We start from the raw sequence: 1,083 nt of genomic DNA, 5'->3' as shown, positions 1-1,083 counted from the left end.
CTTGGTTTCATAGTCTTACTATGAATAGGGAGGTGTCAATTTTTTACAAGACTCGGTGAGGTAATCCTTTATATGATTATCAGACCCCTTTTATTACCCCTTTTATTATGCAGCTTAATTGAGTGATTTATGCGTTTTTTCAGGGTTCTGGCGGCAATCAAGAATTCTGTAAACTGTTATTTTTTCCCCTTTGTTCATTTTATAATATATTGCATAAGGAAATCTATTTGAAAGGAGCCTGTAATAATCGCCTGCTTTTTGATGTATTCCTCCATAAATCAGAAGTGAATCTATGTCGGAAAAAAGAGAATCGAAAAAATAATCTCCAAGCCCCTCACCCTGTTTTTCATAAAATTTTCTTCCATTTTTCAAATCATTGTAGGCTGATAACAAAATTTTGATTTTCATTCAAAGTTCTTTCTCAGTTGTTTTTTGGCATCAGACCAGTCAATAATTTCTTCTTTTCCTTCTTTCAGACTCTCTTCTGTTTCAGCCAAAGCTGTTTTATGCCATTCAGGTGATTCAAACATCTCATTTTCTACAAAGAGATCCTTCCAGAGATATTCCATGATGATCATTTTTTCATTCTTAGAAAGTTCTTGGATATTCTGTATTAAATTCATAGTCTTATCTCTTTCTTTGGTAGTTTCTCAATAGGTGTAGGTGATAATTAAATCAGGTAGTTATAAATGAATTTTTTCGAGCCATTGGCAATTATAATGCCAATGTTGGTGGCAATGATTACAGAAGCTTATCTTTGGCAGACAATTTGCTTAAGATGTATTTTGCTAGTTTTTCCTTGGCAATCCATGCCTTTAAACAGCTGGAATAAAAGGGGTCTGACCCCTTTTATTGCATTTTTTTCCCCTCGCTTAAATATTCCTGACCATCTTTAAAAATTATAAAATAAGGTGTTTGGAAAAGAAGGTCAAGTATTGCTCCCCTACCCAAAATTACAAAATTAATAGGGTGGTGTAAATACCGAAGTTCGCCGTAGAGAATTGATCTGAAAGGCAATTTTGACAATTGTCAGTTTCAGATCAACCCCCCGGCACAGATCCGGACGTGCGCTGCTAACGCATC

The 1,083-nt window shown here is 35.0% G+C and carries 2 protein-coding genes; both read right to left on the bottom strand.

What is annotated here, in order from left to right; all coding sequences use genetic code 11:
* Nucleotides 1-114: 114 nt before the first annotated feature.
* A complete protein-coding gene (locus LZ24_RS17025) occupies nucleotides 115-408 on the bottom strand; it encodes a type II toxin-antitoxin system RelE/ParE family toxin (protein ID WP_144686901.1) in 294 nt (97 codons plus the stop codon).
* The gene (locus LZ24_RS17020; RefSeq protein ID WP_281282293.1) at nucleotides 405-623 is read right to left on the bottom strand and encodes an addiction module protein; all 219 of its coding nucleotides are present in this window, start codon (nucleotides 621-623) and stop codon (nucleotides 405-407) included. Before LZ24_RS17020 ends, LZ24_RS17025 begins: the two co-directional genes overlap by 4 nt.
* Nucleotides 624-1,083 lie beyond the last annotated feature (460 nt).

The organism is Desulfobotulus alkaliphilus (assembly GCF_007830435.1).
GTDB lineage: Bacteria > Desulfobacterota > Desulfobacteria > Desulfobacterales > ASO4-4 > Desulfobotulus > Desulfobotulus alkaliphilus.
Note: the sequence above shows the minus strand (reverse complement) of the source record. Positions and strands in the feature narration are given on the sequence as shown.

Coding starts and splice junctions, on each gene's coding strand:
- LZ24_RS17025 (WP_144686901.1), bottom strand. CDS start 408: ATGAAAATCAAAATTTTGTTATCAGCCTACAATGATTTGAAAAATGGA.
- LZ24_RS17020 (WP_281282293.1), bottom strand. CDS start 623: ATGAATTTAATACAGAATATCCAAGAACTTTCTAAGAATGAAAAAATG.